Source organism: Xanthobacter sp. BG11Y11_SDJG (assembly GCF_057364445.1).
Genome location: NZ_JBNFNU010000173.1, coordinates 1 through 8,468, shown reverse-complemented (window position 1 = coordinate 8,468; position 8,468 = coordinate 1). Strand labels below are relative to the sequence as shown.

Annotated in this window: 6 protein-coding genes and 2 pseudogenes; all 8 read right to left on the bottom strand. The window is 69.2% G+C overall.

Annotated features, from left to right (window positions below; translation table 11 throughout):
* Nucleotides 1-245, bottom strand: a pseudogene (locus AC2W7M_RS14535) (hypothetical protein); the annotation flags it as partial.
* Nucleotides 238-1,194, bottom strand: coding sequence for an aspartate carbamoyltransferase catalytic subunit (locus AC2W7M_RS14530; RefSeq protein ID WP_486132969.1), 957 nt, complete (start codon nt 1,192-1,194; stop codon nt 238-240). The gene AC2W7M_RS14530 and the pseudogene AC2W7M_RS14535, both read right to left, overlap by 8 nt.
* A 240-nt stretch (nt 1,195-1,434) precedes the next feature.
* On the bottom strand, nt 1,435-2,832 hold the full coding sequence (locus tag AC2W7M_RS14525) for a UbiD family decarboxylase (RefSeq protein WP_486132968.1): 1,398 nt from the start codon (nt 2,830-2,832) through the stop codon (nt 1,435-1,437).
* A 41-nt stretch (nt 2,833-2,873) separates the two neighbouring features.
* The gene (locus tag AC2W7M_RS14520; RefSeq protein ID WP_486132967.1) at nt 2,874-3,887 is read right to left on the bottom strand and encodes an ornithine cyclodeaminase family protein; all 1,014 of its coding nucleotides are present in this window, start codon (nt 3,885-3,887) and stop codon (nt 2,874-2,876) included.
* Between the two features lie 105 nt (nt 3,888-3,992).
* Nucleotides 3,993-5,027 carry an ABC transporter substrate-binding protein gene (locus AC2W7M_RS14515; protein ID WP_486132966.1) on the bottom strand — a complete coding sequence of 345 codons (1,035 nt, stop codon included), beginning with the start codon at nt 5,025-5,027 and terminating at the stop codon, nt 3,993-3,995.
* 27 nt (nt 5,028-5,054) lie between these two features.
* Nucleotides 5,055-5,909, bottom strand: a complete 855-nt coding sequence (locus tag AC2W7M_RS14510) for an ABC transporter permease (protein ID WP_486132970.1) — start codon at nt 5,907-5,909, stop codon at nt 5,055-5,057.
* Between the two features lie 366 nt (nt 5,910-6,275).
* Nucleotides 6,276-6,645 (bottom strand): annotated as a pseudogene (locus AC2W7M_RS14505) (ATP-binding cassette domain-containing protein); the annotation flags it as partial.
* Nucleotides 6,646-7,054: 409 nt separating this feature from the next.
* Nucleotides 7,055-8,335: an MFS transporter gene (locus AC2W7M_RS14500; RefSeq protein ID WP_486132965.1), complete on the bottom strand. Its 1,281-nt coding sequence runs from the start codon at nt 8,333-8,335 to the stop codon at nt 7,055-7,057.
* Between the last annotated feature and the right edge of the window lie 133 nt (nt 8,336-8,468).

Sequence of the window (8,468 nt, the reverse complement as noted above, 5' to 3'; positions counted from 1 at the left end):
TCTCCGGCGAAGGCGCGCATGTCCACGAGGCCGGGGCGACCACCGCGCCGCGGCAGTCCACCACCTGCGGCGCCGTGCGGCGCGCCGGCATTGGCGACGGCCGAAGGCGGCGTCCCTTCACCACCCCCTCGGCGAGAAAGACGTCGCCGTTGGAAGTCGGCGCCGCGCGAGGGGTCCACCACGCGGGCGTTGGCGAGCAGCAGCGGGCGGGGATCGCCGTTGGAATGGCGCACGGGATCACGCATTGGGCAGCTTCCGGGCGAGGGCGTCGAGCACCGCCATGCGCACCGCGACGCCCATCTCCACCTGCTCGCGGATCAGGGATTGCGGGCCGTCCGCGACGCTGGAATCGATCTCCACGCCCCGGTTCATGGGGCCGGGATGCATCACCAGCGCGTCGGGCCGGGCGCGCTTCAGCTTGTCCTCGTCGAGGCCGAAGAAGTGGAAATACTCCTTCACCGAGGGGATGAACGAGCCCGCCATGCGCTCGCGCTGGATGCGCAGCATCATGACGATGTCCGCCCCCTCGAGGCCGCTCGCCATGGAGCGGTGCACCTCGACGCCGAAATTCTCGATCCCCGCCGGCAGCAGCGTGGAGGGCGCCACCACCCGCACGTTGGCGCCGAGCGCGCCCAGGAGCAGGATGTTCGAGCGGGCGACGCGCGAATGCAGCACGTCGCCGCAGATCGCCACCGTCAGCCCCTCGATGCGGCCCTTGTTGCGGCGGATGGTGAGGGCATCGAGCAGCGCCTGGGTCGGGTGCTCGTGGGCGCCGTCGCCGGCATTCACCACCGAGCAGTCCACCTTGCGCGCCAAGAGCGCCACGGCGCCCGAGGCGTGATGGCGCACCACCAATATGTCCGGGTGCATGGCGTTGAGCGTGATGGCGGTGTCGATCAGCGTCTCGCCCTTCTTCAGCGAGGAGGAGGAGACCGACATGTTCATCACGTCCGCGCCGAGCCTCTTGCCGGCGATCTCGAACGAGGACTGGGTGCGGGTGGAGGCCTCGAAGAAGAGGTTGATCTGCGTGCGGCCGCGCAGCGTCGAGCGCTTCTTCTCGATCTGCCGGTTGAGGACGATGAATTCCTCGGCCAAATCGAGCAGGCCGACGATTTCCGGGGCCGACAGGCCCTCGATGCCGAGCAGGTCGCGGCCCGAGAGGGTGAAGGCGGAGGCGAACGGGGCGGACGTCATGGCAGGCCGGAGCCATAGCCCCATGGCGCCGCCGGAGCAAGGCCGGCCTGCGGCCGCCGGCGGCCCGGCCGAGATTTCCACCGCTTCCTCATGGGTTCGGCGCGACAGCGCATCCGACCTCAGGGGCAGCGGGCGACGCGGCGGCGGTGCCGGCACGCGGTGAACGAGGGCCACGGCCGCGGCACCGCGGAGCGCGGCAACGCCAAGGGGCGCAGGCGGGTGCGCCTGCGCCCTGCGTCGTCAAGCGAGCTTCGCCACCAGCGCGCGGGCCTTCTCCTTCACGTCGTCGGGCAGCGAGTGGCGCCGCGCGTAGGGGCGCTTCTTGCAGGTGGCGTCGATGGTGAGCTTGGCGGTGGCGCCGTTGCGGTTGGAGGGATCGAGGATCGCCCCCATGCCGTTGCGGATCAGCTCCATGTCCTCGTTCGCCTGGAAGCGCGTGCACACCGCCCACATCACCTGCTCCTCGTCATAGACGTCGATATCGTCGTCCACGACGATCACGAGCTTGAGCGAGAGGTTGTCGCCGAAGGCGGCGGCGGCGATGTTGGCGGCTTCGCCTGGGGCCGGGTTCTTCACCGCGATGTAGGTGTGCAGCAGGCAGGTGCCGGACTTCGGATAGCTCACCGCCGTCACGTTCGGATAATGCACCCGCAGCGACTTCAACTGCCGCGCCTCCTGGGAGACGCCGAGCAGCAGCGTGTGCTCGTCGGAGATGCCGGCGACGATGTTCTGATAGAAGGCGTCGCGCCGGTGCAGGATGCCGGTCACCTCCACCGCGTTGCGCGTCGAGCGCTCCGAAGCGTAGCCGGTGAACTCGCCGAACGGGCCCTCGTCCTCGTCCGCGTCCAGCAGCAGCTTGCCCTCGATGGCGATCTCGGCGAAGGCGGGGATCTCGATCGGCCCGGTGACGCCCTCCACCACCTTCAGCGGCTCGCCGAGGAAGCCGCCGGCCATCTCGTATTCGTCGGCGCTGATCGGCCCCTTCCAGAGGCCCGCGCCGAAGGTGATGAGCGGGTGGCAGCCCACCACGACCACCACCGGCATCTCCTTCAGCCCCATGGCGGAGGCCTTGCGGGCGAGGTTCCACAGATGCCGGCGCGAGTGCAGCGAGGTGCCGAAGCGCGTCTTGCCGTTCATCTGCATGCGGTGGAACGAGGCGTTGCGCACCCCCGTCTCCGGGTCCTTGGCGATGAACATGGCATTGGTGATGTAGGGGCCGCCGTCCTCCCGGAAGTGCCGCATGATGGGCAAATAGGACAAATCGACGTCGTCGCCCTTCAGCACCACGTCGAGGATCGGCCCGCTCGTCACCACCTGGGGCTTCAGCGGGGAGGCGTCCACCGCCGACCAGGCCTGGATGAGGTCCGCTTCGGGAACGCCCAGCGCGGCGGCGAAGCGGCTGCGATGACCGAAGACGTTCATCAGCACCGGGAAGCGCGAGCCCTTCACGTTCTCGAAGATGAGAATGGGGCTGCCGCGCTTCTCGAACTCGAAGGCGATGGCGGTGGTGTCGTAGTCGAGGTCCACCTCGTCGGTGACGCGCAGCACCTGGTCCGGGTGCGCGGCCTCGAACGCGGCCAGGAAGCTGCGCAAATCCTGCCGGGCAAGGTCCTGCCGGGAAGGGGTCTGGGCGTCCATGAGCGGGCTCTCTTGTTGCGGCGCCGGGCGCCGGGATGGATTCAGGCGAAGCGCAGGCGCTGGCCGATGCCGAGGCGCGCCGCCTTCTCCAGCATGGCGTGGCCGAGCGCGATGTCGGACAGCGACAGGCCCCGGTGCCAGAACAGGATGGTCTCCTCCTCGGTCTCGCGGCCCGGCTTCAGCCCGGCGACGATCTGGCCCATCTCGGCGTGGAGCGTCTGTTCGGAGAGCTTGCCGGCGCGCACATGGGCGCGCAGCGAACCCAGCTCGCCCTCGCGGCACTGGCCCCAGTCGTCCACCACCAGCTTCGACATGATGTCGGTGAGGGAGAGTTCCACCGCGCTCTTGGTGCCGTAGGGCACCACCAGCGCGCCGGGCTTGATCCATTCGGTCTTCAGCAGCGGCTCGGGCTTGGTGAGGCGCGAGGCCTCCACCACGATGTCGGCGCCGCGCACCGTCTCTTCCCAGGTGTCCACCGCCCGGATCTTCTTGCCGAGGTCGCGCTCCAGCTTCTCGGCGAAGGGCTTGTAGCTCTCCGGCCGGCGCGAATGGACGCGGATCTCGTCGAAGTCGAACAGCCGGTCCAAGAGGCGCACGTTCCAGTAGGACGAGCCGCGCGCGCCGATATGGCCGAGGATCTTGGAATTCTTGCGGGCGAGATACTTCGCGCCCATGGCGGTAATGGCGCCGGTGCGCATGTCGGTGATGCCGCCGGCCTCGATGATGGCGCGGGGCATGCCGGTGTCGCGCGACATGAGGGTGAGCACCGCCATCTCGGAGGGCAGGCCCTTCTCGTAGTTCAGGTAGAAGTCGCTCACCACCTTCACGCCGGCGATGTCCACGTCGCCGCCGATGGCGCCGCGCAGCACGTTGAAGTGGCCTTCCACCGCCGGGTTCGGGTGCAGGTGGACGCGCGGCTCGATCACCGTCTCGCCGCGGCCCTGGGCGGCAAGGCTCTTCTCGATGGCGCCAAGAATCTCGTCGTCGGTGATGCCGAGCGCGGCGATGTCCGGGCCGTTGAGGAAATCGATATAGATGGGAGGGTGGCTGCTCATGGGCGTCTTCTTGGATCGTTGGCGGCGCCGGGGACCCGGCGCCGCGTCTGCCGACAGGGGAGAAACGCGGGTGCTGCGATCAGTTCGCCGATATCACTTCGCTGATCACTTGGCCTTATCGATGAAGGCGTTGGTCCAGATGTCGTTCTCCATGGACTTGGCGTCGTAGTCCTTGCCGAGGTCGGTGCCGACCTCCTTGGCGAAGGCGATCAGGTTCTGGAAGCCCTCGGCGTTGAGCCGGCCGCCGTCGGCGACGCCGCTCGCCATGGCCTTCACCGCCGAGACGATGCTCTCGGGCGAGGACTTGGCGAAGAACTTGGCGTGGATGGCGAGCGCAGTGGGCTCGGGCTTGGCCACCAGTTCGGCGCTGGCGGCGCGCAGCGCCTTGAGGGTGCGCACCGTCAAATCGGTGGCCTTCTCGTCGGCCGGCTTCTTCGCGACCAGCACCAGGAAGGGCAGGTTGGCGAGCGCCGGGAAGTCGTCGCCCATCTTCACCAGCACCACGCCGGCGCCCGACTGCTCGGCGAGGAAGCCCTGGGGCGGGGAGAGCACGAAGGCGTCGATGCGCTTGTTCTCCAGCGCGGCGAGGAGCGCCGGCGGGTTGCCCACCTGCGCCACCTTGATGTCCTCCTTCGGGTTGAGCCCGCCCTTGGCGGCGAGCCAGCGGGCGGCGGTGTCCTGCGCGCCGCCGATCGAGGACACGCCCACCAGCGCGCCCTTGAGCGCCGCGAGGCGCTTCGGCAGCGGATCGGACGGCTTCACGCCGGTCTTCTCCAGGAACTCCTTGGAGACCACCAGTTCCAGCGTCACCTTCGACATCAGCGAGGAGACGATCTGGAACGGCTGGCCCTTGGCGGCGGCGCGCAGCACCGCCTCGGAGCCCACGGCGGCGAAGTCGATGTCGCCGGAATCGAGCGCGGCGAGCGCGTTCGGGTCGCCGCCCGGCACCACGGCGAGCGTCAGGGTCAGCCCGTTCGGCGCGAAGGTGTCGAGCGCGCGGGCGCCCCAGATGGGCATGAAGGAGAGCGCCGAGGTGGCCTGGCCGATGCGCACCGCCTGCTGCGCGGACGCCAGCGTCGGTGCAAGGAACAGCGACGCGCCGACGGCTGCGGCCGCAATCAGTTTTTGGACCACGCGCATGATGCCCTCCGGTTTGGTTCGGGGATGTCAGATGTCGGTGGGCGCCGCGCCCATGGGTGCGCGCCAGCGCAGCAGGCGGCGTTCCAGCCGTCCAGCGAGGAAATTGGCGGTGATGACGAAGGCGAGCAGGATGGTGATGCCGGCGAACACGCCCGCCGGGTCGTAGGTGGCCGAGGCCTCGTGGATGAACAGGCCGAGCCCCTGCATGGAGGAGGTGAACTCGCCGACGATCACGCCGATGACCGAATAGGGGATCGCCATGCGCATGCCGAGCACCACGTAAGGCGAGGCGGCGGGCAGGTAGACGTGGGTGGTGAGCTGGCGCTCGTTCGCGCCCATCACCTTGGCGAGGTTGACCAGTTCCCGGTCGACGCTCTTCACGCCCGAATAGACGTTATAGAAGACCAGGAAGAACACCATGATGGCGGCCAGCGCCACCTTCGACCACATGCCGATGCCGAACCAGATGATGAAGAGCGGCGCCAGCGCGATCTTGGGGATGCCGTAGAACGCCATCACATAGGGCTCGAAGATCGCCGACAGGCGCGGCGAGCGGCCGAGCGCATAGCCGCCGACGATGCCGGCGCCCACCCCGATGAGATAGCCGAACACCAGTTCCTGCCCGGTGATCCACAGATGCGGAAAGATCTCGCCCGAGGCGAACAGCTCGTAGAGCCGCTCCACCACCGCCGACGGCTTGGAGACGTAGAGCTCCTTGATGATGCGGCCCGAGGCCCACTGCCAGAAGGCGATGAGGGCGATGCCCGGCGCGAGCACCAGAAGGCGCTGGCCCCACACCGCAAGGCGCGCGCGAAGTGCGGCTCCCGCGGGCGCCGGCTTGCCGGCGGGGCGATCGATGACGCGTTCGGCGATCTCGTTCATGTCGATCGCCTCAATGGCGGGCGGCGCGCGCGCGACCTGGGAGCTGAAGGCCGCCCAGACCGTCTCGTACGCCTGGTCGAACCGCGGATTGCGGTACGGCTCGAACATGTCGCGCGGACGCGGCAGGTCGATGGGGATGTGGGCAAGCATGCGCGAGGGGCGCTGGCTCAGCACCACCACGTCGTCGGCGAGCAGGATCGCCTCGGTGATGTCGTGGGTGACGATCACGACCGTCGCCCCCACCTCGGCCGAGAGCGTCTGGAGGTCGGACTGCATCACCATGCGGGTCTGGGCGTCGAGCGCGCCGAACGGCTCGTCCATGAGGATCACGTCCGGCCGGTAGACCAGGGTGCGGGCGATGGAGCCGCGCTTCTGCATGCCGCCGGAGAGCTGGTTGGGATAATGGTTGCCGAAGCCGTCGAGGGCGACGGAGGAGATCGCCTGCGCCACCCGCTCGCGCCGCTCGTCCGGCGCGACGCCGCGCAGCAGCAGCGGCAGCTCGATGTTCTCGGCCAGCGTTTTTCCAGGGGAAGAGCTGGGCCTGCTGGGGCACGAAGCCGACCTCGCGGTTGACGCCCTCCACCTTGCGCCCGCGGTGGCGCACCGCGCCCGCGGTGGGGGCGAGCAGGCCGGCGGCCATCTGGAGCAGGGTGCTCTTGCCGCAGCCCGAGGGGCCGATCACGGCCGTGAACTTGCCGGCGCGCACCTCGAAGCTGATGCCGTCCAGCACGCGCATGGTCGCGGCCCGACCCGGGACCGGGAATCCTGCCGGATATCGTCGAATGCCAGAACGGAGTCCCGCACCGCGTCCCCACCTCTTCAATCATGTATAGACATAATGGATTTGCGGACGGAGCAGGCAAGTCCAAAAGATGAGCGCGGCGCGCGCCTCCTGCCCAGGGATTAGGCATTGCTGCAATGCCGCGCAGACGGCGGGGGCGACCCGCACCGCGGAATCCGCGCTGCCGTCTCCCTTGACAAACCGGTGCCCCTCCGGGACCGGAGGGCCCATTCCCGCGGCCGGGCGCGCCGCCGCGAGGCCGCGTGGATGCTCCGGTCAAGCCGGAGCATGACGGTGGTGATGGGAGAGACCGCCCTTCTCGCCGGCCCCCGACGCGGAAAGGGGGGCCAGCGGATGGGTGCGTTCAGTCTTCCAGGGGTTGGCCCTTGGTCTCCGGGCCGAACCAGATGGCGACGAGGCCGATCACGTAGGCCGCCGTGGTGGCCGCCGCCGCCGCCGGGAACGAGCCGAAGGTGGCGAGCATGGTGCCCACCAGCAGCGGCCCGGCGGCGGTGATGCAGCGCGCCGCATTCCAGGCGAAGCCCTGGCCGGTGGCGCGCACGCGGGTCGGGAACAGCTCCGGCAGGTACAGCGCGAAGGTGCCGAAGCCGCCGATCACAAAGAAGCCGTAGACCAGCATGAACCACAGGAGGGTGTTCAGATCGGTGATGACCATGAACAGGTACAAGGAGGACGCCAGCGCGCCGAGGCAGAACAGGAAGTAGGCGCCGCGCCGCCCCAGCCATTCGGTGAACCAGATCAGCGAGACATAGCCGGCGAGCGCGCCCACCATCATCAGCATGAAGGCGTAGCTCACCGCCTGCACGCCGTTGGCGCCGCCCGAGCCCCGCACCAGCTGGTTGATCCAGTTGGGCAGCAGGGCGAGGCCGCCCCAGCAGCCGATCATCATGGCCGAGGACACCAGCACGCCGACGATGGTCTTGCGGCGCAGGTCCGGCGCGAAGATCGCCTTGAAGGTGGCCATGGCCCCGGCATCGCCGCGCGCCTCCTCCTTGGCGCGGGTCTGCCGCCAGCGCTCCGGCTCCGGCACGTAGTGGCGGATGATGAGGCTCACCACCGCCGGCAGCGCGCCCGCCGCCAGCACCCAGCGCCAGGAGATCGGGCCGAGCACCAGGTTGGCGAGCGCGGCGAAGAAGAAGCCCACCGCGAAGGCCATCTGCATCACCTGCATGGCGCGCGCGCGGTGCTTCTCGGGCCATGTCTCGGCGAGCAGCGCGGCGCCGGCCGCCCATTCCCCGCCGATGCCGAAGCCGGCGATGCCCTGGAGCACCGCGAGCTGGGTCCAGCTCTGGGCGAGGCCGCTGAGGCCGGTGAAGGTGGCATAGATGATGATGGTGATGATCATCGTGCGGGCGCGGCCGAAGCGGTCGGCGATGACGCCGAAGAAGATGCCGCCGATGCCCCAGCACAAGAGCTTGATGGCGAGGATCAGCCCGCCCATGTGGGCGATGGCGCCGGGGTCGCGGGTGCCGGTCAGCTCCGCCACGCTCGGCACCATGACCAGCGTGAACAGGTTGAGATCCATGGAATCGAAGGCCCAGCCGAGGAAGGCTGAGACCAGCGTGAGCCATTGGTAGCGGGTGATCGACGGCGATCCCGTCGCCATGGCGGACGTGGATGACATGATGGGAACCTCCCAGGGACGCAGGACGATGGGACGCGCGCCGCCGCTTCCGCCCCGGGGAGGGCGGATGGCGGTCGCGTCGGTTGGATCAAGGTGGCCGTCGGGGCGGAGCGTGCCGCCGGCCGGCGTCGCC

What these genes read in the sequence shown, in the direction of transcription:
- AC2W7M_RS14530 (WP_486132969.1), bottom strand. Translation starts at nt 1,194, where the DNA reads ATGACGTCCGCCCCGTTCGCCTCCGCCTTCACCCTCTCGGGCCGCGAC.
- AC2W7M_RS14525 (WP_486132968.1), bottom strand. Translation starts at nt 2,832, where the DNA reads ATGGACGCCCAGACCCCTTCCCGGCAGGACCTTGCCCGGCAGGATTTG.
- AC2W7M_RS14520 (WP_486132967.1), bottom strand. Translation starts at nt 3,887, where the DNA reads ATGAGCAGCCACCCTCCCATCTATATCGATTTCCTCAACGGCCCGGAC.
- AC2W7M_RS14515 (WP_486132966.1), bottom strand. Translation starts at nt 5,027, where the DNA reads ATGCGCGTGGTCCAAAAACTGATTGCGGCCGCAGCCGTCGGCGCGTCG.
- AC2W7M_RS14510 (WP_486132970.1), bottom strand. Translation starts at nt 5,909, where the DNA reads ATGAACGAGATCGCCGAACGCGTCATCGATCGCCCCGCCGGCAAGCCG.
- AC2W7M_RS14500 (WP_486132965.1), bottom strand. Translation starts at nt 8,335, where the DNA reads ATGTCATCCACGTCCGCCATGGCGACGGGATCGCCGTCGATCACCCGC.